The sequence below is a fragment of the Rhodococcus sp. SBT000017 genome, assembly GCF_003688915.1.
Lineage (GTDB): Bacteria > Actinomycetota > Actinomycetes > Mycobacteriales > Mycobacteriaceae > Rhodococcoides.
Genome location: NZ_REFU01000001.1, coordinates 2,182,833 through 2,205,488, shown reverse-complemented (window position 1 = coordinate 2,205,488; position 22,656 = coordinate 2,182,833). Strand labels below are relative to the sequence as shown.

General features: G+C 65.6%; 20 protein-coding genes. 12 read left to right on the top strand and 8 right to left on the bottom strand.

Annotation, left to right across the window (positions count from 1 at the left end):
- Window positions 1-48: 48 nt before the first annotated feature.
- Window positions 49-1,086 carry a M23 family metallopeptidase gene (locus AYK61_RS10000; protein WP_121870683.1) on the bottom strand — a complete coding sequence of 346 codons (1,038 nt, stop codon included), beginning with the start codon at window positions 1,084-1,086 and terminating at the stop codon, window positions 49-51.
- Between the two features lie 240 nt (window positions 1,087-1,326).
- Between AYK61_RS10000 and AYK61_RS09995 the strand changes: the two genes are divergently transcribed.
- The 4 genes from AYK61_RS09995 to AYK61_RS09980 all read left to right on the top strand — a co-directional run bounded on the left by AYK61_RS09995 (window position 1,327) and on the right by AYK61_RS09980 (window position 5,903).
- Window positions 1,327-3,192 carry a hypothetical protein gene (locus tag AYK61_RS09995; RefSeq protein WP_259468001.1) on the top strand — a complete coding sequence of 622 codons (1,866 nt, stop codon included), beginning with the start codon at window positions 1,327-1,329 and terminating at the stop codon, window positions 3,190-3,192.
- Window positions 3,193-3,338: 146 nt separating this feature from the next.
- Window positions 3,339-4,502, top strand: a complete 1,164-nt coding sequence (gene sucC, locus AYK61_RS09990) for an ADP-forming succinate--CoA ligase subunit beta (protein ID WP_121870682.1) — start codon at window positions 3,339-3,341, stop codon at window positions 4,500-4,502.
- Between the two features lie 8 nt (window positions 4,503-4,510).
- Window positions 4,511-5,422, top strand: a complete 912-nt coding sequence (gene sucD, locus AYK61_RS09985; protein WP_121870681.1) for a succinate--CoA ligase subunit alpha — start codon at window positions 4,511-4,513, stop codon at window positions 5,420-5,422.
- A 139-nt stretch (window positions 5,423-5,561) separates the two neighbouring features.
- A complete protein-coding gene (locus AYK61_RS09980; protein WP_121870680.1) occupies window positions 5,562-5,903 on the top strand; it encodes a DUF2200 domain-containing protein in 342 nt (113 codons plus the stop codon).
- A gap of 7 nt (window positions 5,904-5,910) precedes the next feature.
- Here the strand turns inward: AYK61_RS09980 and AYK61_RS27015 are convergent, their stop codons facing one another.
- The 3 genes from AYK61_RS27015 to AYK61_RS09960 are packed head-to-tail and all read right to left on the bottom strand — an operon-like array spanning window position 5,911 to window position 8,408.
- A complete protein-coding gene (locus AYK61_RS27015) occupies window positions 5,911-6,870 on the bottom strand; it encodes a hypothetical protein (RefSeq protein WP_147458308.1) in 960 nt (319 codons plus the stop codon).
- Window position 6,871: 1 nt separating this feature from the next.
- The gene (locus AYK61_RS09965; protein ID WP_121870677.1) at window positions 6,872-7,882 is read right to left on the bottom strand and encodes a hypothetical protein; all 1,011 of its coding nucleotides are present in this window, start codon (window positions 7,880-7,882) and stop codon (window positions 6,872-6,874) included.
- 7 nt (window positions 7,883-7,889) lie between these two features.
- A complete protein-coding gene (locus AYK61_RS09960) occupies window positions 7,890-8,408 on the bottom strand; it encodes a hypothetical protein (protein WP_121870676.1) in 519 nt (172 codons plus the stop codon).
- A 209-nt stretch (window positions 8,409-8,617) separates the two neighbouring features.
- On the opposite strand from AYK61_RS09960, the gene AYK61_RS09955 reads away from it, so the two are divergent.
- From AYK61_RS09955 to purH, 6 genes are all read left to right on the top strand, one after another.
- The gene (locus AYK61_RS09955) at window positions 8,618-9,841 is read left to right on the top strand and encodes an acyl-CoA dehydrogenase family protein (protein WP_183130225.1); all 1,224 of its coding nucleotides are present in this window, start codon (window positions 8,618-8,620) and stop codon (window positions 9,839-9,841) included.
- A 106-nt stretch (window positions 9,842-9,947) separates the two neighbouring features.
- Window positions 9,948-11,072 (top strand): dimethylsulfone monooxygenase SfnG, encoded by a 1,125-nt coding sequence (sfnG, locus tag AYK61_RS09950; RefSeq protein WP_121872625.1) that lies wholly within the window; start codon window positions 9,948-9,950, stop codon window positions 11,070-11,072.
- A gap of 94 nt (window positions 11,073-11,166) precedes the next feature.
- A complete protein-coding gene (locus AYK61_RS09945) occupies window positions 11,167-12,354 on the top strand; it encodes a DUF5336 domain-containing protein (RefSeq protein ID WP_121870675.1) in 1,188 nt (395 codons plus the stop codon).
- Between the two features lie 75 nt (window positions 12,355-12,429).
- A complete protein-coding gene (locus AYK61_RS09940) occupies window positions 12,430-13,899 on the top strand; it encodes a DUF6350 family protein (protein WP_121870674.1) in 1,470 nt (489 codons plus the stop codon).
- 58 nt (window positions 13,900-13,957) lie between these two features.
- Window positions 13,958-14,572 carry a phosphoribosylglycinamide formyltransferase gene (gene purN, locus AYK61_RS09935; protein WP_128645542.1) on the top strand — a complete coding sequence of 205 codons (615 nt, stop codon included), beginning with the start codon at window positions 13,958-13,960 and terminating at the stop codon, window positions 14,570-14,572.
- The gene (gene purH, locus AYK61_RS09930; protein ID WP_121870672.1) at window positions 14,569-16,125 is read left to right on the top strand and encodes a bifunctional phosphoribosylaminoimidazolecarboxamide formyltransferase/IMP cyclohydrolase; all 1,557 of its coding nucleotides are present in this window, start codon (window positions 14,569-14,571) and stop codon (window positions 16,123-16,125) included. Before purN ends, purH begins: the two co-directional genes overlap by 4 nt.
- A 67-nt stretch (window positions 16,126-16,192) precedes the next feature.
- Here purH and AYK61_RS09925 read toward each other — a convergent pair whose 3' ends face one another.
- On the bottom strand, window positions 16,193-17,056 hold the full coding sequence (locus tag AYK61_RS09925) for a DUF559 domain-containing protein (RefSeq protein ID WP_121870671.1): 864 nt from the start codon (window positions 17,054-17,056) through the stop codon (window positions 16,193-16,195).
- Between the two features lie 226 nt (window positions 17,057-17,282).
- Between AYK61_RS09925 and AYK61_RS09920 the strand changes: the two genes are divergently transcribed.
- Both AYK61_RS09920 and AYK61_RS09915 read left to right on the top strand, forming a co-directional pair.
- Window positions 17,283-18,668: an ATP-binding protein gene (locus AYK61_RS09920; RefSeq protein WP_121870670.1), complete on the top strand. Its 1,386-nt coding sequence runs from the start codon at window positions 17,283-17,285 to the stop codon at window positions 18,666-18,668.
- On the top strand, window positions 18,668-20,614 hold the full coding sequence (locus tag AYK61_RS09915) for a VWA domain-containing protein (protein ID WP_121870669.1): 1,947 nt from the start codon (window positions 18,668-18,670) through the stop codon (window positions 20,612-20,614). The genes AYK61_RS09920 and AYK61_RS09915 overlap by 1 nt, the downstream gene beginning before the upstream one ends.
- Window position 20,615: 1 nt before the next feature.
- Here AYK61_RS09915 and AYK61_RS09910 read toward each other — a convergent pair whose 3' ends face one another.
- From AYK61_RS09910 to AYK61_RS09900, 3 genes are read right to left on the bottom strand one after another with little or no spacing between them, the layout of a single operon-like run.
- Complete coding sequence (locus AYK61_RS09910; protein ID WP_121870668.1) at window positions 20,616-21,188, bottom strand: DUF1707 domain-containing protein; 573 nt, start codon at window positions 21,186-21,188, stop codon at window positions 20,616-20,618.
- A 25-nt stretch (window positions 21,189-21,213) separates the two neighbouring features.
- A complete protein-coding gene (locus AYK61_RS09905) occupies window positions 21,214-21,678 on the bottom strand; it encodes a hypothetical protein (RefSeq protein WP_121870667.1) in 465 nt (154 codons plus the stop codon).
- Window positions 21,679-21,724: 46 nt separating this feature from the next.
- Window positions 21,725-22,651 (bottom strand): AEC family transporter, encoded by a 927-nt coding sequence (locus AYK61_RS09900; RefSeq protein WP_121870666.1) that lies wholly within the window; start codon window positions 22,649-22,651, stop codon window positions 21,725-21,727.
- Between the last annotated feature and the right edge of the window lie 5 nt (window positions 22,652-22,656).

Here is a 22,656-nt window from a genome sequence, read left to right as displayed (position 1 = left end):
CGGGCCCTGCGAAAGCGGGGTCCGGCTTGTTGTGCGATGAAGGAGAATTCAGTCCATTTCGGGTCCGAGGGAGATTCCTCGGGAAGCGAGCCACGGGAGCGGGTCGATCTTGACCTCGCCCGGAAGGTGGACCTCGAAGTGCAGGTGCGGGCCGGTGGAGAAGCCGCGGTTGCCCATGGTTGCGATCTGATCGCCCGCCATGACGTCCTGACCGACAGTGACGGTCGAGGTGTCGATGTGGCCGTAGACGGTGATCGTGCCGTCGGCGTGCTGCACGCGAACCCACATACCGAAGCCTGCGGCGGGACCGGAGTCGATCACCTTGCCGTCGGCGACGGCGTAGATCGGAGTTCCGATGGCGTTGGCAACGTCGACGCCGGCGTGCAGAACGCCCCAGCGGGTGCCGAAGTTGGAGGTGTAGGTGCCCTGCGCCGGGAGTGCGAACAGCGGCCTGCGAGCAGCGGCTTCGCGTGCGGCACGCTCTTCGCTGAACCGCTGTCCCTTGGCGAGCAGGTCGTTGAACTGGCTCAGATCCACCGGCGCAGCGATGCTGAGAATCTGCGGTGCCTCCGACGGCGTCGCGCTGGACGAGTCGGCTTCGATCTCGGTGGTCTGCGGAGTGGTGGTGGCCGCGACTGCTGAAGCGGCGGGTGCTTCACCTGCGGCGAGTGCGTACTCGGAGGTGGCGACTGCGGCGGGTGAGTCATCGTTGACGACGGCCTGGCCTGCCGCGACAACCGCACCCGCGGCGACTGCGAGAACTGCAGCCCGGCCCTTGAGTGCGGTGGGGGGAAGGGGAATGCGGTGTGCGCCGCCGCGACGGGCCACGGGGGTGGCGTCTGCGGTGGTGGCGAACGAGGTGACGACGGTCGGCGACTCGTCGGCTGCGATGTACGGAGTCTCGACGAACTTGGCCTCGGCGTACTGGGCCTCGGCGTATTGGTGCGTGGGGTAGGAGTACGCGTCGTACGCGCTGTTGTCGTCGGCAGGCTCGGAGATGGGCTCGTAGCTGTAGACCGTGGTCGCGTCTTCGGCCGTTGGTCGAGAGAACCGGCTTGACGTGAAGGACGCACGGTGTTGCTGCAAGACCTACAACCTCCGTTATCCGTGACCTGGCCGTTACTGAAAGACTCGGCAGACGGTAACGAAATGATTGCGGGGCGCGCAAGTTAACAGCCCAAACCGGGGGCATATGTGAGATGGCTCACAAGTCGACCAGCGGTTATGTCGTGACGAGCCACATTCGTAATCGGACACGAGAACCCGTGGACGGCACACGGCGACAGTAACGGTTCTCGCACCGATCGAGCCGATACCGTGATCCGAGTGCCGACTCCTACCTTCGACGACTCGTCCGCCCGTGGCTCCGAGCGAGCGGAACCACAACGGATCCGACCCCAGGAAGGGGAGTTCGGCCGAGCGGACGATCCGTCGCCCACCCCGCGCATCGCGCTCGCCGTCGTACTCGCTCTGATCGCTGCGGTCGCCGCGGTGGTGGCCCAGCTGATCGGCGTCGTCCGCAGCGTCGACGGTTCGCCGGTGGGTGACGGGGCAATGGTGGCCGCGATCCTGGCCGGTGCCGTCCCCGTCGTCGTGGTCATCGGAGCCGCGGTGTGCGTGGTGGGCAAACGCGTCGAGTTCGCTGCGGCGCTTCTGGCCGGGTACGGCGCAGTGGCACTCGGATTCACACTGCTCGACGTCGCCCTGTTGTCCGATCCCATCGACGCGAATCGGCTCGAGCTCTTCCGCCCGCTGAGCGCCGCGATGCTCGACGCCACCCCCGGCGCCTACGTTCTGCTCGTCGGTCACGCTGTGTCGGTTCTGGCGGGTGTTGCGGGGTGGTCTGCTGTGCACCGCGCCGGGCTCGGTGACGGGTACGGCCACTCGGTGTATTCCGAGCACGTGGGGCGCGCGGCGGCGGGGCGTGTCGGGCCGCTGCTCGCGGGGCTGCTCGGCGCGTTCGGTGTGCTGGCGGCGGTTGCGGCGTTCGCCTCGCTGTACCGCTCGTCCGATCCGGTGGTGATCGTGACGGCGGTGGTCGAGTCGCCGGTGTTCGTCGCGGTGGGCTCCGGAGTGGTCGGTATCGCGGCGCTCGTGGTGGCCGCATCTGCGCTGGCCGCACTGTCGCCGCAGGTGGCGTCGGGTGCGTCCGTCGGAGCCGGACTCGGCGTGCTCGGGTTCGCCGGGGTCGGTCTGCTCGCGGGACTCGGTACCGGTGACCGGGTGGATGCCGGACTCGGTGCGTACCTGGGAACGGTCGCAGGGCTCGGTCTGCTGGTCTGCGGCGCAGTGATCGCGCCCGTCGCGGCAGCGCGTGACCGTCGAGCGCTGGAGAGAGCGCAGCAGCGTGAGACGGGTACGCGAGGGGTCCGCGGTGTCGCCGGTCCCGGAACGACGAGGTGGCACGCCGCAGCCGGGACTGCAGGAGTGCTGTCCGGCGTGCTGTTCGTCGCCGGATCGTTGCTGCCGATTCTGGAGACCGACTCGGGGATCGCCGCGCCACAGATATTGGCCACTCGCGTGGTCTTGGTCGCCGGATTCGTGATGATTCTGGGTTCGGTGCCGCTGCTGTTCTCCGAGTTCGCCTCGGCTGCGCGGCCGTTCGTGTCGATGTTCTGGCTCGGCGCGGTGGCTGCTGCGGCCGCGGTTCTGCAGTCGGTGGTGCTCGCCGAGGACGTGGAGGGGGTGAGCACCGGCGTCGGCGCTCTGGCGATCATCGCGGGCGTCGTGGCGGCGGTGACGACCGGATTGCTGGCACTGTTCGCCGGATCGGCCGAGCGCGACGACGTCGACACGTCCCAGGACGCAGCGACCGACGGCCCGCTGCTGGGCACCGCCCTGCTCGGTGCCGTTCTGCTCGCCGTCGGATTGGCCCTGCCCCTGTATCGAGGCAGCGACCTGACGGCCGCGACGGTCACCGAGTTCCCGTGGGGCTGGGACACCTGGGGACAGATGCTGCTCGCCGTCGGAGTTGTTCTTGCCGCCGTCGTCGCGGCGCGAGCTCGGCCCGCGCGCGGCAGCGTCCTGCTCGGCGGGGCAGCCGTCGCCGGGATCGTGTATCTGGCGTCGTGGCCCCTGACATCTGCGCGTGCCACCGATCCGGAAATGGGCCCCGGCGTCGTGCCGTCGGTGGTCGGAATCGTCGTTCTCGCTGTCGCGGCGGCACTTTCGGCCCGCCGCACGGATCGGTGACGCCGATTGCACCGGCCTGGTAGCGGTGAGATAGGCCACATAGCATGCATGCGCCCGATGCGCCGTCGGGGCACCTGGATAAAGTCCATGCTCAGACCCGCTCACACCCCTGGAGCGGGCGTCAACGTAGACGAGACGGTGAGCTGATGGATCTCTTCGAATACCAGGCGAAGGAATTGTTCGCCAAGCATGGCGTACCCACCTCCGCCGGTCGTGTCACCGACACGGTCGCCGGAGCAACAGAGATTGCCGAAGAAATCGGCAAGCCAGTAATGGTCAAAGCACAGGTCAAGGTCGGCGGCCGCGGCAAGGCCGGTGGCGTCAAGTACTCCAAGGACGTCGCAGCAGCCACCGAGAACGCAGAAGCGATTCTCGGACTCGACATCAAGGGCCATGTCGTCAAGAAGCTTCTCGTTGCAGAGGCCTCCGACATCGCCGAGGAGTACTACATCTCCTTCCTGCTCGATCGCACCAACCGCACCTACCTCGCAATGTGTTCGGTCGAGGGTGGCGTCGAAATCGAGGTGACGGCGGAGGAGAACCCCGACGCACTCGCACGTATCCCGGTCGACGCCGTCAAGGGCGTCGATCTTGCTTTCGCTCGTGAAATCGCCGAAAAGGGCAAGCTTCCCGCCGAGGTGCTCGACGCCGCTGCGGTGACCATCCAGAAGCTGTGGGAGGTCTTCATCAACGAAGACGCTCTCCTGGTCGAGGTCAACCCGCTGGTTCGCACCCCGGACGATCAGATCCTCGCCCTCGACGGCAAGGTCACGCTCGACGCCAACGCCGACTTCCGTCAGGCCGGCCACGCCGAGTTCGAGGACAAGGACGCAGCCGATCCCCTCGAGGCCAAGGCCAAGGAGAACGACCTCAACTACGTCAAGCTCGACGGACAGGTCGGCATCATCGGAAACGGTGCCGGACTGGTCATGTCGACCCTCGACGTCGTCGCATACGCGGGCGAGGCACACGGCGGCGTCAAGCCCGCCAACTTCCTCGACATCGGCGGCGGCGCTTCGGCCGAGGTCATGGCCGCGGGCCTCGACGTCATCCTCGGTGACGAGCAGGTCAAGAGCGTGTTCGTCAACGTCTTCGGCGGAATCACCGCATGCGACGCAGTAGCCAACGGCATCGTCGGCGCACTGCAGAAGCTGGGCGACGACGCCAACAAGCCGCTGGTCGTCCGTCTCGACGGCAACAAGGTCGAAGAGGGCCGCAAGATTCTCGCCGACGCCGCGCACCCGCTGGTGACGCTCGCCGGAACCATGGACGAGGGCGCCGACAAGGCCGCCGAGCTGGCAGCGAAGTAGAGGAAACCATGTCAATTTTTCTGAACAAGGACAACAAGGTCATCGTCCAGGGCATCACCGGCGGCGAAGGCACCAAGCACACCGCCCTGATGCTCAAGGCCGGAACCCAGGTCGTCGGTGGCGTCAACGCACGTAAGGCCGGAACCACGGTCAAGCATGTCGACGCCGACGGCAACGACATCGAACTCCCGGTCTTCGCTTCGGTTTCCGAGGCCATGGAGAAGACCGGAGCCGACGTCTCCATCGCGTTCGTGCCGCCGGCATTCTCCAAGGACGCCATCGTCGAGGCCATCGACGCGGAGATCCCGCTGCTCGTCGTCATCACCGAGGGCATCCCCGTGCAGGACTCCGCGTACGCGTGGGCCTACAACGTGGAGAAGGGCAAGAAGACCCGCATCATCGGACCGAACTGCCCCGGAATCATCACCCCCGGTGAGGCTCTCGTCGGCATCACGCCCGCGAACATCTCGGGAACCGGCCCCATCGGCCTGGTCTCCAAGAGCGGCACGCTGACCTACCAGATGATGTTCGAGCTCCGCGACTTCGGATTCTCGACGGCCATCGGCATCGGCGGCGACCCCGTCATCGGAACCACCCACATCGACGCCATCGAGGCATTCGAAGCGGACCCCGAGACCAAGATCATCGTCATGATCGGTGAGATCGGTGGCGACGCAGAAGAGCGCGCAGCCGACTACATCAAGGCCAACGTGACCAAGCCGGTCGTCGGCTACGTCGCAGGCTTCACCGCTCCCGAGGGCAAGACCATGGGCCACGCCGGCGCCATCGTCTCCGGCTCGCTGGGAACGGCGCAGGCGAAGAAGGACGCACTAGAGGCCGCAGGCGTCAAGGTCGGCAAGACGCCGTCCGAGACCGCTGCCCTCGCGCGCGAAATCCTGGAATCGCTGTCCGTCAAGTAGGACTCGCTTCTGTGAAAAGCCCGCCACCGATGTCGGTGGCGGGCTTTTTCGTGCGCCCCCGGCTTCGCGTCAATGGACCACTGCATGCGTCTGGGCGGTGCAATGTCACATTCACGCGAAGGGGTCTAGATTGATCCGCGTGCACAGGATCTTCACCACAGCCTTCAGCTCGGTCTATCCGCACTACGTGAACAAGGCCGAGCGCAAAGGCCGGACGAAAGCCGAGGTCGACGAGATCATTCGATGGCTCACCGGTTTCGACCAGTCGGCCCTCGACCGTCATCTGCAGGCCGAAACGACGTTCGACGACTTCTTCGCGGCGGCGGACCTCAACTCGAACGCGGAGCTGATCACCGGAGTCGTCTGCGGCATCCGCGTCGAGAACGTCGAAGACCCCCTGATGCAGAAAATCCGCTACCTGGACAAGCTGATCGACGAACTCGCCAAGGGCAAGAAGATGGAAAAGATTCTGCGCGGATGACCCTTGCTCAGTAGATCGAATGAGTGAGAGTTGCGGTGTAGGTATCGGCGAGCAGATCACTGTTCGGCACCAAGATGTTCACCGTGGCCGTCCAACTGGTCAGACACGCCACGCCCCCACCGGTTTTCGCGTTGACGGCGGTAGCCGAGAGCGGCACGTTGCTGACGCCGGGGGATTTCACGAACAGAAGTAGACAGTTGGTCTCGGGAGCGGAGTAGGACGCGACCGGCGTGACCGTCCTCCCGGTGTTTTCGCCGCGGAACGGGGACAGGCTCACCGTGGAAGTCCAGTTGCCGAGTACGTTGACCACGCTCAGACTCATGTTCCCGGTCCATGGCACCCCAGGAGTCAACGCACCCTGCCCTGCTTGTGCGATCAGTCCGCTGTTCGCCTGAATGTTCAGCAAGCTCGCGGCGGGTGCTGCAGCCGCGCGAGCGGCAGCCTCAGGAGATGGGACGGCGCTGATCGAGGTGGTTGCGTCCGGAACCGACGTGGGCACCGCGGTTGTCGATGACGCGCCTGTCGGCTCGACGGTCGCGGTGGTCGTCGGCACTGTTGTGGTGGTCGGGACTGCCGTGGTCGTCGGGACTGTCATGGTCGTCGGGACTGCCGTGGTCGTCGGGACTGCAGTGGTGGTGGGGGTCGGTTCCATCGTCGGCAGGGCGGCTGCCGTCTCGGTGGGGGAAATCGTCGTCGGCACAGTCGACACGATCGGCACTTCGGTGGCTTCCGTCGGTGAGGGTGTGGTTGTGACGATCGGCTCGGAGGGTGCGCACTCGACCTTCGGCGTCGGCGTGGTTGTCGGTGCGATCGGGTCGGCTGGAACGGGGGTAGTCGTCGGTGTCGGGTCCGCCGCGCATGCCGTTGCGGCTGTGGGTATCTCGGGTGCGGGTTGTGCCGATACCGCCGGATGGGCGGTGGCCGCAAGGACCACCGCCAATCCGACTGCCATTGCCATACGTCGCATGTCAGGTGGTCCTTCGTTGCCGAATCGCCACGAGGAATGCTGCCGCGACGGCGATGATTCCCAACGCAACGGCCGCCCAGATCCACGCTGGAGTACCCGACTCGGACGAGGATCCTGCTGCGGCGACCGACCCCTGGTCGGGGAAAGTCAGTTCGACGTCCGATGTCTTGTTCACCAACCCGCTGGTGATGGTGATCGCCGCCTGCCACGGCCCTGCCGGGAGAGCTGCATCGAGTGTGAAGGTCACGTTCCCCGTCTGGCCCGGCGCGATGGAACCACCCGACCCCTTGACCGGCGTACTGGAAATCCCGCCGGGACCACCGGAGAGCTCGACCGTCCCGCTCGGATCGAGGGCGCGCCCGCCGGTGTTCGTCACTTCTGCACGTACCTCCGGTGCGCCCGAGTCGCTGCGTGCCGCGGTGACGCCGCCGATCTCCAGATCGGCCGGCGGACCGTTTCCGGGACCGACCGAGAGGTAGGTGCGGATTCCGGCTCGGCTGACGTTCTGGATACCCGTCCCTGTCGGTGCCGCGGCGGTCTGCGCCCATACGACGGCGTACTGCTCACCTTCGGGGGCGTCCGGTGGAACCGCGATGGTCACCACCGCTTCGGCTGCGGCGTTGGGAGCGAGCGTGATGTCCGTCGGTGCCACGGACATCCACGTCGTCAGTTCGTTGACGGCGCGGTCGTCACCCACTTCGAAGCCGCCGTCGTCCGCTCCGATCGAGGCGGCGGCGGGGTACAGCGTCACCGGTTGTTCTTGATCGCTGCTGTTGCTGACCTCGATGCGCCTGGTGATTGTGGTGCCAGGAGGCAGGTTGTCGATGATGTACGCCATCGCTCGTGGGTCGTCCTGTAGGGCTACCGGCGCTTCGAGCAGTCGTATTCCGACGCTGCCCACGGGTGCCGGTTCGGTTGGCTGTTGAGCGACAGCCGGAGCCTGGGCGACGAGCGCTGAAGCGAACGTCAGAAGAGCCAGAACTCCGACTGCCAATCCCCGATTCGGTGACATCTACAGATCATGCAACCGAATGTGTGACGGTGCCCGTGTAGGTACCGGCTACGACCTCGGAGGGCAGATCGACCTCGACGGTGCCGGTCCAGGTGGCGGTATTGGCGCCGATGACCGCGGTAGCGACGACGACTGCCGTTGTGGAGTCGATGGTCTGCGGTACCAGTACTCCGGCCACCGTCGAGATTCCCGTGCGTGCAGGCAGGAGCGGTGCCGAGTAGGTGACGGCCGTCGCGGGAATCGTTGCGGGGTCCGGTGAAGGCTTCTCGAAATCAGTGCTGAACGCCGACGCGGTCCAACCGTTGATACCGAGTCGCTGGTCGGAAACGACGACCGGCGTGATTCCTCCGCTTGCAACGTCCCCGGTGACCGTCAGCGCCTGGCTTGCGGGCGCGGTGATGTTGAGTGCGCCTCCGAGCACCGTGAAGGTCAGGACGGTGTCGGCGGCGTTGGAGACAGCAGGGGAGATGACGGCAACAGCGAGAGCACCGGCAGCGGCGACGGTGGCGAACAGTGACTTGCGCATAGGGGGCGTCCTAGGGGAGGGCGAGCGAATTTGCTCACCGGCTTGTGATGTGCAACACAATAAGCCTCGCCGGTAGTGACGCGTTACAAATTGCAGATAACTGTCACGGGGTCTTTTTCGGGGGTCGAAACGGACCTGAAACGTAGTTCTTAAAATCATGCTGAATCGAAGTGTGGTCATCGATCAGCCGTCGGACTTCACTGATCGTCATGACAACCACCGAGAACCGTGCCCTCACCAAGTCCTGGCCCGACGCCCCCACCACTGCAGCCGGATGGATTTCCCGCGCGGGTGAGGTGGCTCAACTCCTCGCAGTCGATGCCGTCGCTCGCGACAAGGGCCGCGAGATTCCCGCCGCCGAGGTGCAGCTGCTCAAGGACGCGGGCCTGGTCACCCTGCTCGGCCCCATCGAACATGGTGGCGCAGGCCAGGACTGGCCCACCGCGTACCAGGTCGTTCGCACCGTCGCGAAGGCCGACGGTTCCATCGGTCAACTGCTCGGCTACCACTTGCTGTGGTTCTGGGCCGCCCGGCTCGTCGGCACCCCCGAGCAGATCGAGGCCGTCGAGGCCGACGCCACCAAGAACAAGTGGTTCTTCGGCGGTGCCGTCAACCCTCGGGACAACGACGTCGCCGTCACCGACGAGGGCGACACCATCGTCTTCGACGGTTCCAAGACCTTCTCCACCGGCAGCCGCGTCTCCGACGTCACCGTGCTCGAAGGGGCACTCGAAGGCAGTACCGATCACGTGTTCGCGATCGTGCCCTCGAACATCGAAGGGCTGTCCTTCCATGACGACTGGGACAACATCGGCCAGCGGCAGACCGAGAGCGGCAGCGTCACCATCGACAAGGTTCGCGTCAGCTGGGCGAGCGCAGCAGGGTTCGTGGACAAAGCTTTTCAGCCGCGGGTCTACAACACCCTGAATGTCCCGACCATTCAGCTGGTGTTCGTCAACTTCTACCTCGGTATCGCCAGGGGCGCTCTCGAGGAGGCTGCGTCGTACACCAAGGGCAAAACCCGCGCGTGGCTGCACAGCACCGTGGACAAGGCCGTCGACGAGCCGTACATCATCGACATCTACGGCGATCTGACCTCCAAGCTCTGGGCCGTCGAAGCCCTCGCCGACGCAGTTGCGTTGGAAGGAAGAAAGATTCACGACAACGCCTGGAACGTCACCGCCGAAGAGCGCGGTGAGCACGAGGTGCGCGTCGCCGCGGTCAAGGCTCGCGCCACGGAGGTCTCGCTCGAGATCACCGGGGCGGTGTTCGAGGCGCTCGGCGCACGAGCGACGGCCAGCAAGTACGGCTTCGACCGCTTCTGGCGCAACGTGCGAACGCACACCCTGCACGATCCGGTCGCATACAAGCGACGCGAGGTCGGGCGCTGGGTTCTCACGGGCGAACTGCCCGAGCCGACCTGGTACTCGTAGTCCCGACCTCTGGCCCCGATCCGACCCCCGATTTCCGGATCAATGTGACATTCACGCCATCTGAGTGCGTGAATGTCACATTCATCCGCTGAAGGATGACGCACACATGAGCACCGAAAAAATCACCGACGCAATCAAATTCGCATACTGGGTACCGAACGTCTCGGGAGGCCTGGTCACCAGCACCATCGAGCAGCGCACCAGTTGGGATTACGAGTACAACAAGAAGCTGGCGCAGACGGCCGAGAACAACGGTTTCGAGTACGCCCTGAGTCAGGTTCGCTACGAAGCCAGCTACGGGGCCGAGTTCCAGCACGAGTCGACCAGCTTCTCGCTTGCGCTGCTGCTGGCCACCGAGCGGCTCAAAGTCATTGCCGCAGTTCATCCCGGGCTGTGGCAGCCGGCGGTCCTCGCCAAGCTCGGTGCCACAGCCGATCACCTCTCCAACGGCCGATTCGCCGTCAACGTCGTCAGTGGCTGGTTCAAGGACGAGTTCACCCATCTCGGTGAGCCATGGCTCGAGCACGACGAGAGATACCGTCGCAGTGCAGAATTCCTGCAGGTGCTGCGCAAGATCTGGACCGAGGACGACGTCGACTTCCGCGGTGACTTCTACCGGATCCACGACTTCACCCTCAAGCCGAAGCCGCTGAACACCCCCGAACGCCCGAACCCCGAACTGTTTCAGGGCGGCAATTCGTCTGCAGCGCAGGAGAATGCCGGACGGTACTCGGACTGGTACTTCAGCAACGGCAAAGATTTCGACGGCGTCACCGAACAACTCGACAATCTCCGACGCGTTGCACGTGATCACCGGCGTGAGGTCAAGTTCGGGCTCAACGGCTTCATCATCGCCCGAGACAGCGAGAAGGAAGCACGAGACACATTGCGCGAGATCATCGAGAAGGCGAACAAGCCCGCTGTCGAAGGTTTCAAGGGAGCGGTGCAACAGGCGGGCAATTCGACGGGCGACAAGAAGGGAATGTGGGCCGATTCGACGTTCGAGGACCTCGTTCAGTACAACGACGGCTTCAAGACCCAGTTGATCGGCACCCCGGAGCAGGTGGCCGAGCGAATCGTCGCCTACCGTCGCCGCGGCGTCGACCTGATTCTCGGCGGCTTCCTGCACTTCCAGGAGGAGATCGAGTACTTCGGGGCGAAGGTCCTGCCTCTGGTTCGGGAGCTCGAAGCTGCCGAGTCGAACGACCACGAGCTGGTTGCTTCCCGCTGACCTGGAGTTCCTCGAGCGGTCGGGTCCGTGCAGTAGCGTGAGTTCTCGGACCCGACCGACCTGGGGTACGGACAATCTCAGATGAGGAGACGCGATGACCTACTCGCCCGGCAGCCCTGAATCAGGGGGCTCCAACTCTGGTGGCTACGGCGGAGGTGGACCGTCCTACGGCCCGTCGTCCTCGCCGAATCAGCCGTCGTCCAACCCACAAGGTCATCCGGGCCAGAACCAGCCGTTTCATCAGCCGTCGGTGTCCAATCCCTTCGGCCCTCCGGTCCCCGGCACCTCGGCGCCGGGCCCGGGTTCCGCTGCACCGCAGTCGAAGTCGCCCGGATCAGCTCTGTCGAGTCTGCCGAAGATTCTCACGTTCGTGATTCTCGGGCTCGGCGTCGTGACCTTCCTACTCGGACTGCTCGACCTCGTCACCGCCGAGGTCACGTCGTCTCAGGAACTGCCGAGCAGCATCCAGACCTCGTTCAGCACCACCTTCTTCGCGTCCGGTGGTAGCGCGGTGTCGGTTGCTCTACTGCTGGCCGCGGGCTTGATCGCCGGTGCCTCGCTGCTGCAGAAGGACGCCAGGAATCAGGCCGTGGTGGCCGCCCTGGCGATCGCCGGTTGGCTGGTGCTGGTCTTCCAGTCCTTCAGCCTGCCCAGCGCGGAGGGCAACGAGTTCGCCAGCACCACCAGCTCCCTCGGTATCGGTGCGATCCTGGTGCTCGTCCTCGGCTTCGTCCAAGCAGCCGCCGCGGTGGCTGCACTGCTGCTCGATGCGGGCATCGTCAAGGCCCCGGCTCCCAAGCCCGCGGGCTACGGCAATCAGAACCAGCAGCCCGGATACGGCCAGCAGAACCCGTACAACGCGCCCACGACATCGTTCGGTGGACCGTCGCAACCACAGGCTTACGGCAATCCGCCGTCGTACGGTCAGCCCCAGGGAACCTCGTCCAACTTCGGTCAGGGTCTCAGCGGTCAGGCACCGAGCGGACAGTCGTCGGGGCAGCACTCCTACAACCCGGGTGGACAGCAGCCGTACGGACAGTCCGCCCCCAACACCCCGTCGCCCCAGGGCGGTTATGCACCGCCGCCGTACACCGGTCCGAGCGGCCCGGCCGCCGGGCAGGCCTACCCGCCGAACCAGTATCAGTACGGCCAGCCGTCCGGATACGGCCAGCCCCCGGCCAAGTCGGACGAGCCCGAATCGGGTGAACAGTCGACGCCGTACGGCGCGCCCACGCAGTCGTTCGGTGCCACTCCCGCCGAGGACGAGAAGAAGCGCGACTGATTCATTGCTTCATCACAGCTCGCTTCGCGGCGCGCCTGACCGGCGCGCCGCGAAGATGATGCGACTCTCGTTGCGATGAGCGATCTATTGAACCGAGAGACGCGACGCGCGGCCGCCCGGGCTCCCCGTGCGGGCACCGGACCGACGCCCGATCAGTCGCGCATGCTCGCTGCAGTGGCCTTCAAGACCTCCGGACTGGTCGTGGTCGTTGCGACGACCCTGGCTCTGGTCACCCTCGTCTCGGTCAACAGCGACCTCACCGGAACCCTCGGAGCGATCGCCGGGTCGTGGTTCGCCGTGCACCTGGTACCCCTGAGCATCGGCGGCACGTCCCTCGGCATCGCACCGCTCCTGCCGACACTCATGATCGGCTGGTCCGTCGCCCGCACCGTCCACCACGCCGTGGACTCCGACACCGAACGCCGCGTGGTTCGGTGGGTGTTCGCGGCGTCGATGGCCGGCCCGCTCGCCGTCACCGCCATTGCCCTGGCCGTCGCCAAGGACGCGTCCACCGTCATCGGACTGTCCAGCCCCAACGCACTCGTTGCCTTCTCCTGGGTCGCAGGCGTGCACGCGGCCGCATCCGGAACCGGTCTACTTCTCGCGCGCTGGGACTCACTGGTGGCCCGCCGCGGATTCCCGGACTGGGTGCGCGCGCTCGTTGCGCCCCTCGTGCGCGCGATATCGATCCTTGCTGCAGGCGGCGCGGCCGTCGTACTGCTCGCCCTGCTCGCCTCCTGGGAGACCGCGGGCGCACTGGTCGAAAGCGGACGCGATGTCGTCGGCATGCTCGGGCTGACTGTGCTGTCGGTGCTCTACCTTCCCAACGTCGTCATCGGTGCCCTCGCGGTGGCCACCGGTTCCACTGCCGGGTTCGGTGACGCGTCGGTCAGCTTGTTCTCGACGACGGGAGGGCCGCTCCCGCCGCTGCCGATCCTGGCCGTCCTTCCCGAAGGATCGGCCCAGACGATCTGGGTCGTGATGCTCGTCGTCCCGATCGGTGCCGGACTGCTGCTCGGCCGCGATTGCGCTATCCGCAGCGCCGACATTCAGGTCGCAGTGTCCTCCGTCTGGGTCGTGGCAGCCGCAACCGGTGTACTCGCAGCGCTGTTCGGCTACGCCGCAGGCGGAAACCTCGGCACCTTCGGCACCGTCGAAGTCACCGTGTGGAGTTTCGGGCTGCTGACATTCGCATGGCTGGCCGTCGCCGGGTCCGCCTCCGCGGCCCTCGTCGTGTGGCGTCGAGCAGAACCCGAGCCGGTCCAGGACGAGCCCGTTCCGACTCCCGTACCTGCCGCCGAGTTGGCGATCGAGGCCGCCCCATCCGAGCCCGAGGACGACGAACAGGTCGAACAGGTAGAGGAGGTCGTCGAGGCGGAGGTCGTGGACGAGGCCGTGGACGACGTCCCGGCCGAGATGCCCCCGGCCGAAGAACCGGATGCGACCGTCGAGGCCGCTACCGACGAACCGTTGGACGCCGAGATCGTCGCACCGCCCGGGATCGGGACGGACCTGCCCGGTAGGGCTCGAGGACGCAGCGACTAGGCTTTCCGCTGGCTCGAACGATCCGCCTCGATATTTCAGGAGTAGTGCGCTGACTGCCTTGCGTGAGACACCCGCGCGGGTCGTCGTCCTCGCATCGGGGACCGGCTCGCTCCTGCAGTCGCTCATAGCCGCGACTGCCACCGAGAACTATCCCGCCCGCATCGTCGCCGTTGGAGTCGATCGCGACTGCGATGCCGTCCGCCGTGCCGACGATGCCGCGATCCCGCACTTCCGTATTGCCCTGCGAGACTTCGCCGATCGATCGGCCTGGGACCACGCGCTCACCGATGCCGCCTCGAGCTTCGAGCCCGACCTGGTCGTCACCGCCGGTTTCATGAAGATCCTCGGCCCGCAATTCCTCGGGGCCTACACCGGACGCATCGTCAACACCCACCCCGCGCTCCTGCCGTCGTTCCCCGGTGCACATGCCGTGCGCGACGCACTCGACCACGGCGTCAAACTGACCGGTTCGACGGTTCATCTGGTCGATTCCGGCGTCGACACCGGGCCGATCCTGGCGCAGGAAGCCGTACCGGTACTCGACGGCGACGACGAATCCGCGTTGCACGAACGCATCAAGACTGTCGAGCGACGGTTGCTGGTCGACGTGATCGCAGCCGTGGCCGCCAAAGGTGTCACCTCCGATGGACGAAAGGCTCAGATAATCCGATGAGTGAACGTAAAGCAGTGCGCCGCGCGCTGGTCAGCGTCTACGACAAGACCGGACTGATCGAACTGGCCACCGGCTTGCACAGCGCAGGCGTCGCTCTGGTGTCCACCGGATCGACGGCGAGCAAGATCGCCGACGCCGGAATTCCGGTCACCAAGGTCGAGGACCTCACCGGATTTCCCGAGACCCTCGAGGGACGCGTCAAGACGCTGCATCCTCGCGTGCATGCCGGCGTGCTCGCCGACACCCGTAAGCCCGAACATCTTGCCCAGCTCGAGGAATTGGGCATCGAGGCGTTCGAGCTCGTCGTGGTGAACCTCTACCCGTTCACCGAGACCGTCGCCAGTGGGGCGACGCCGGACGAATGCGTCGAGCAGATCGACATCGGCGGACCGTCGATGGTGCGCGCCGCGGCCAAGAATCATCCGTCGGTGGCCGTCGTCGTCGACCCAGCGCGCTACGAGGACGTGCTCACGGCCGTCTCCGGTGGCGGATTCACCCTCGCCGAGCGCACGTCGCTCGCCGCACAGGCCTTTCAGCACACAGCCGCCTACGACGTCGCGGTGGCATCGTGGATGAGCAATGTGCTGACCCCCGACACCGAGACGGTGTTCCCGGAATGGATCGGCGGCACCTGGGACCGCTCGGCGGTGCTCCGCTACGGCGAGAACCCGCACCAGAAGGCGGCCCTGTACGTCGACTCGTCCGCAGCCGCAGGCATCGCGCAGGCCGAGCAGTTGCACGGTAAAGAGATGTCGTACAACAACTTCACCGATTCCGATGCAGCCTGGCGCGCGGCGTTCGATCACGCCGAGCCCACCGTCGCCATCATCAAGCACGCCAATCCGTGTGGCATCGCCGTCGGGAAGGACATCGCCGAGGCGCACCGCAAGGCCCACGCCTGCGATCCGGTGAGCGCATACGGCGGCGTCATCGCAGCCAACCGCGAAGTCACCGTCGAGATGGCCGAGCAGGTGGCCGAGATCTTCACCGAGGTCATCATCGCGCCGTCCTACGCCGACGGTGCACTCGGAGTGTTGCAGCGCAAGAAGAACATTCGCGTCCTGCTCGCGGTCGCACCGCCCACCTCGGGCGTCGAACTCAAGCCCATCTCCGGCGGCGCACTGCTGCAGCAGCGGGATGTGCTCGACGCGGACGGCGACACCCCCGCCAACTGGACCCTCGCCGCCGGCGAACCTGCCGACGAGCAGACCTTGAAGGATCTCGAATTCGCTTGGCGCGCAGGCAGAGCCGTGAAGTCCAACGCGATCCTACTCGCCCACGACGGTGCGTCGGTAGGCGTCGGAATGGGCCAGGTCAACCGCGTCGACGCCGCCCACCTCGCCGTGCAGCGAGCCGGGGATCGCGTCGTCGGTTCGGTCGCGTCCTCGGATGCGTTCTTCCCGTTCCCGGACGGCCTGCAGGTCCTCATGAGCGCAGGCGTCAAAGCCGTTGTGCAGCCCGGTGGTTCGGTACGCGACAACGAAGTGATCGCCGCGGCACAGGACGCGGGCGTGACCCTGTATCTGACGGGATCGCGGCACTTCGCTCACTGAGCCCTCCTGCCGAACTCGAAGTTATGGATGGATTTCCGGCGAAATCCGTCCATAACTTCGAGCTCGGCTAGACCTTGGCCCCGGCAGCACGCAGTTTGTCGCGAACTCGCGCTGCGACTTCCCACGGATCGGTGCGCAATTGCATCGCGCTCACTCGGATCACCGTCCAGCCGAGTGATTCGAGGAGGTGCTGGCGCTCGATGTCCCAGGCTCGCTGCCTGTCGTCGGACCAGTGTTGTTCGCCGTCGTATTCCACCGCGACCTTCCACCGTGCCCAGCCGATGTCGATGCGGGCGAACACCCTCCCGTCCGGACCCACCACCTCGATCTGAGTTTGCGGGCGAGGTAGGCCTGCCTCCATGAGAGCCAGTCTGGTGCGCGTCTCCTGTGGTGATTCCGCACCTGCGTCGACCACGGCGAGCACGGCCCGCAACTGAACGATGCCGCGGGCACCTCGATGGTTTTCTGCAAGCCGGGCGATGTCGTGAACGCCGACTCCGGTGGCGCGGCACAGCGCATCCAGCCGTGCCACGGCGGTTCCGAACGGTCTGCGTCGGCCGAGGTCGTATGCAGTTCTCGCCGCTGTGGTGACGACCAAGCCGTCGACACTCTCGACTTCTTCAGGCAGCAGCTCGTCGAAACCGATGCGAAGGCCGTCGAACTGCCTGCGATGTTCGGCCCAGAGGAGTTCGGCATCGTGGTCGGCCGAGATCCAGCCCGATCCGTGCACCGCCGCAGCGCTCAGACCTGACACCACTGCTCTTCCCCGGGAATACAACCATGCCGCTCTCGCTTTGGTGGGCGCGTCCAGAACGCTGTTCGGGTCGATGTAGACGTCGCGATAAATACGTCGAAAGTGGCCTCGCAGCTGCTGGCGGGTGACCAACCCGTTTGCCAGTGCCTCGGATCCGACGAACGGTGCGCTGTCCATCCACGCACTGTGGCACCGAATTCGCGCGGAAAGTGATGCGTGCGTTGGCTGTGGATGAACAAAATAGTTGTCCACAGTTATGCCGCTGTGATCGATCTCGGGCTGAGATGTGTATCGGCCGCCGAACTCGAAGTTATGGACGGAATCTGCCCGATTTCCGTCCAAAACTTCGAGTTCGGCGGAAGACTCCGTGGCGGCAATCGCCAAACGCTCGTAGCGTGGAGAAGTGACCTCTACCAAACCTGGCATCTCCACTCTCGGCGAACTCAAGGCATCCGGACATCGGCAGCGGTCGATCAAGGAAGAGTTGCGGGAGAATCTTCGGAAGGCATTGCGTGACGGCACCGATCCGTGGCCGGGGATCGTCGGATTCGGCTCGACGGTGTTGCCGCAGTTCGAGCGCGCGATTCTGGCCGGTCACGACGTGGTTCTGCTCGGCGAGCGTGGTCAGGGCAAGACGCGACTGCTGCGCACCCTGAATTTGTTGCTCGACGAGTGGGTGCCGGTGATCGCCGGAGCCGAACTCGGTGAGCATCCCTACGAGCCCATCACCCCTGCCAGCATCAGGAAGGCGAAAGAACTCGGCGACGACCTTCCCGTCGAGTGGCGGCATCGCAGCGAGCGGTATGCCGAGAAGCTCGCGACCCCGGATACCTCGGTGGCCGACCTCGTGGGCGACGTCGATCCGGTGAAGGTGGCCGAGGGCCGCAGCCTCGGCGACCCGGAAACCATCCACTTCGGACTGGTCCCGCGCAGCCACCGCGGCATCGTGGCGATCAACGAGCTCCCCGACCTCGCCGAGCGCATCCAGGTGTCGTTGCTCAACGTGATGGAGGAGCGCGACATCCAGGTCCGCGGCTACACCCTCCGTCTGCCACTTGACGTCATGTTGGTCGCGAGCGCGAACCCGGAGGACTACACCAACCGCGGACGCATCATCACCCCGCTCAAGGACCGCTTCGGAGCCGAGATCAGGACTCACTACCCCCTCGAACTCGACGCCGAGGTGGCCGTCATCGAGCAGGAAGCGGAGCTGCAGGCCGCAGTCCCGACCTACCTGCTCGAGGTGTTGGCCCGATTCACCCGACTGCTGCGCGAGTCGCCGTCGGTGGACCAGCGCTCCGGCGTTTCCGCCCGATTCGCGATCGCCGCAGCCGAAACCATCGCTGCCGCAGCCGTTCACCGCGCCGCGATCCTGGGGGAGGCCGAGCCCGTGGCCCGGCCGGTGGATCTCGGCACCATCATCGAGGTGCTGCGCGGCAAGGTCGAATTCGAATCCGGCGAAGAAGGACGCGAAATCGAGGTGCTCGAACACATGCTGCGCCGCGCGACTGCGGACACCGTCCGAGCACACCTCGGCGGCATCAACCTCGCAGCTCTGGTGACGGCAGTGGAGACCGGCGAACCGATCGTCACCGGCGACCGCATCACCGCCAAAGCGCTGCTCGACGAGCTGCCCGACGTCGAGGTCATCGGCGACATCCACGAGCGGCTGAACGCCACCTCGGACGGGGAGAAGGCGGCCGCCGTCGAACTCGCTCTCGAGGGCCTCTACCTCGCGCGTCGGATCTCCAAGGACCCCGACGACGACGGTCAGACGGTGTACAGCTGATGCGTCGCTCCAGATACGGGCGGTATCACGACGGGCCGGATCCCCTTGCGCCACCGGTGGATCTGCGCGAGGCGCTCGACGCGATCGGCGAGGACGTGCTCGAGGGCGCGTCACCGCGTCGGGCATTGCAGGAGATGCTGCGACGCGGGACGAAGAACATGCGCGGCCTGGACGACCTCGCCGCACAGGCCGCGAAGCGTCGACGAGATCTGTTGAAGAAGAACAATCTCGACGGCACGCTGCAGGAAGTGCGTGAGCTGCTGGACAAGGCTGTGCTCGAGGAGCGCAAGGCGCTGGCACGTGCCCTCGACGACGACGCGCGGTTCCAGGAGATGCAGATCGGCGATCTGTCTCCGTCCACTGCCCAAGCGGTGCAGGAGCTTTCGGACTACGACTGGCGCTCGTCGGAGGGTCGCGAGAACTACGAGAAGATCAAGGATCTGCTCGGACGCGAAATGCTCGATCAGCGTTTCGCGGGCATGAAGCAAGCTCTCGAAGGTGCCACCGAGGAAGATCGCCAGGCCATCAGCGACATGCTGAAGGACCTCAACGAATTGCTCGACGCCCACAACAAGGGCGAGGACACCGACGAGCAGTTCGAGAAGTTCATGGACAAGCACGGTCAGCATTTCCCGGAGAACCCCGAGAATGTCGACGAGTTGTTGGACTCCCTGGCACAGCGAGCCGCGGCCGCCCAACGGCTACGTAACTCTCTCACGCCCGAGCAGCGGGCCGAGCTGGATGCATTGGCACAGCAGGCGTTCGGCGACTCGAATCTGCTGAATCAGCTCGATCAACTCGATCAGAACCTACAGCAGGCCCGGCCCGGTGAGGATTGGGACGGCTCGCAGAACTTCCGCGGCGAGAACGGTATGGGCCTGGGCGACGGTACCGGAGCGCTCCAGGACATCGCCGATCTCGAGAACCTGGGAAATCAGCTCTCGCAGCAGTACAACGGTGCCGCACTGGACGACATCGACGCCGACGCCCTGCTGAAGCAACTCGGGCCCGAGGCGGCGGCCGATGCCAGAATGCTCGCCGAACTCGAAAAGGCTCTGCAGCAGCAGGGTTTCATGGACAAGGGTGCCGACGGGCAATGGCGTCTGTCACCCAAGGCGATGCGTCAGCTGGGGCAGTCCGCGCTCAAGGACGTCGCGGGAAAGCTGTCCCGACGCGGCGGCGAGCGAGACACCCGCAAGGCGGGTGCGATGGGGGAGCCCACTGGAGCGTCGCGAGCGTGGGAGTTCGGTGACACCGAGCCGTGGGATGTCACGCGGACGGTCAACAATGCGGTACTGCGCTCGGCGGCAACAGGATCGGGCTTCCCGGTGCAGTTGCAGGTGACCGATGTGGAGATCAGTGAGACCGAGACGCGAACGCAGGCTGCGGTGGCCCTGCTGGTCGACACGTCGTTCTCGATGGTGATGGACGGCCGCTGGGTGCCGATGAAGCGCACGGCGCTGGCGCTCAATCACCTGGTCAGCACCCGATTTCGCGGTGACGACCTGCAACTCATCGGATTCGGCAGGCACGCACAGACATTGACGGCATCCGAGCTGGCCGGGCTGGACGGGGCCTACGACCAGGGCACCAATCTGCACCACGCGCTGATGCTGGCAGTGCGGCATCTGCGGCGTCATCCCAATGCGCAACCGGTGGTGCTGATCGTCACCGACGGCGAGCCGACGGCGCACCTGGAACCGGACGGCCATGCGTTCTTCGACTATCCGCCGCACCCCAAGACTCTCGGTCTCACGGTTCGCGAACTCGATACCGTCGCGAAACTCGGTGCGCAGGTGACGATCTTCCGGCTCGGCGACGATCCGGGCCTCGCGCGGGTGGTCGACAAGATGGCCGAGCGCGTGGGCGGACGCGTCATCGCGCCGGATCTCGACGGACTCGGGGCCGCGGTGGTGACCGACTACCTCAAGCGTCGGCGATCCTGAATCACTTGTGGGCGGGTTTGATCTCCACCGACACTCCGCCCCAGAAGGCGAAACCGGTGATGATCACGCGCGGCGCGCCGGGGTGCGTCGCGCTGACGTGATCGAAGCCGCCCATGATGCCCATGCCGCGGACTTCGACGCTCACTCCGGGCGGCACGGTTACTTCGATGCCGCCCATGATGGCCACGCAGTTGATGGTGGTTTCCTCGGCGGTGAACGACGCGCGGCGTAGGTCGAGTTCGATCCCGCCCCAGAATGCGAACGCGTCGATGCGCGCGGCAGGGGTCCATTCGCCTTTTCGCACGGCACCGCTCATGATCGCGATCACGCGGTCGTTCGAGGAGCCACCGGACGGTGCGGCCGCGGGCGGAGGGGACAGCACCAGGTCGCCGGTCAGCAGGTCGAGTTCGCCGTAGGTCTTCGCCTGGTACACCGCAGCGGTGCGTTCGTCGTATTCGCGGACGGTGAGTTGGCCGTTCGCGAAAGCGTCGCTCAGCAACTGTGCAACGAGGTTCCTGTCCGCGTCGGCCGCACGAACCTGACTTCGATCTCGGTCGGGGAGATGATCGCTCACCGCCCGGACACTACCGGTGCCCGGGTCAGGCCGCATTCAGGATGGTGCGGCTCCCGAGCGGTGAAGCAAGCGTCATCTGCATGGTGGCGTAGACGGCAACCATGATGCAGGACTTGTCGGCGGCGTCGGGCCTGGTTCCGGTGCGCAGTTCGATGGTGACGGTGGTCTCGGTCTCGGTCACGGACGCGTCGGCTCCGTAGCACTCGGGAGTGCCGGTGACGAAGTGAACCGCGATGGTGTTGGGGGAGACCTGGCTCCAGGATTCGAACGGAGTGGTGGTGGCGCGGATGAGATCGGGGGTGGGCTCGAACATCGTGCCGACGTCGCCGACGGGCACTTCGTGGGGAACCGGAGGGGCGCTGGGTTGCTGAGCGAGACCGACCGGTGTGGTGGATCCGACCGTCGGCGTCGTCTCGTCGTCGCTGCCGGAGGCGGTGCTGCAGCCGACCAGCAGCAGGCACAACATGACTCCTGCAGCGAGAAACCTCATGTAGCCAAACTAGCGCTGTGAGCTGAGGAGAACCTTTGTGTTCGGCTCATGCGAGGAAGAATGTCACGAGTGCGATGACGGGGATCGAGACGAGCGTGGTCACGAACGCGGTGTCTCGGGCGAGCACCACCCCGCGCTGGTAGCGGCTGGCGAAGACGAACACGTTCTGGGCGGTGGGCAGTGCCGAGACGACGACGATGGCGAACAGATCGTGCCCCTCCAGACCGAAGACGAACTTGGCCATGAGGTAGCCGAGCAGGGGCTGCAGTGCCATTTTGAACACCGTGGCCAGGGCCACGTCCCGCCGTGGACTCATGCCCTTCTGCAGTACCCGGGCACCGTAGAGGGACAGGCCGAAGGCAAGCAGCGCGCCGGGGACCGATGCATTCCCGACGAGTTCGAACGGCTGCATCAATGCCTCGGGCAGCTCGAATCCGGTGATCGACAGCACCAGTCCCGCTGCGCCGGCCAGCACGATCGGATTCCGGAACGGCGTCGTGACAGTCTCGAGCAGGGAAACCTTGTCGACCTTCGTGGAGATGTCGAGAATCGTCACCGCGATCGGGGTGTAGATCATGATCTGGAACAGCAGCAGCGGAGCCACGAAGTTCGCGTCGCCGAGCACGAACACGGCAATGGGAATGCCCAGGTTCGCGGCATTGACGTACGAACTCGCCAGTGCACCGACGGTCGCGTCGGGCACGGTCCGTTTCAGCGCGAGCTTGGCTATGACGAAATAGATCGCTCCGACGAGCAGTGCAGTGGAACCGGCGACGGCCAATACGGGCGAGAGGATGACCGACAGGTCCGAGTTCGCCAGTGTGACGAACAGCAGCGCAGGCGTCGCGACGAAGAACACGAGTCGGCTCAGAACGAACTGGCCGTGTTCGCCGAGCACTTTCAGGTGGGCGAGGAGGTATCCCAGTGCGATGACGACGAAGATGACGGTGAAGCCCTCGAGGACGCCGGACATCTACG